We start from the raw sequence: 234 nt of genomic DNA on the forward strand, positions 1-234 counted from the left end.
AGGCGCAAGCGATGGCAACCGGCGTATTGCCCTGGCCAAATACTGGAAAGTAGAAGCCCAGGGTGCTGAACAGCAGCACGAAGTAGCCGACATTGCCCATCCAGGCACTGATCCAGTACCCCCATGCCGAGGAAAACCCCATGTAATCGCCGAAGCCTGCCTTGGCATAGGCATACACACCGCCGTCCAGGTCGGGCTTGCGGTTGGCCAGGGTCTGGAACACGAATGCCAGGG

The 234-nt window shown here is 59.8% G+C and carries 1 protein-coding gene; it reads right to left on the reverse strand.

The features are described 5' to 3' along the window. On the reverse strand, nucleotides 1-234 hold a 234-nt coding region (locus J5M56_RS26500; RefSeq protein WP_207938251.1), incomplete at both ends, for an amino acid permease.

It is taken from the genome of Pseudomonas sp. 51_B, from assembly GCF_017491595.1.
Classification (GTDB): domain Bacteria; phylum Pseudomonadota; class Gammaproteobacteria; order Pseudomonadales; family Pseudomonadaceae; genus Aquipseudomonas; species Aquipseudomonas promysalinigenes.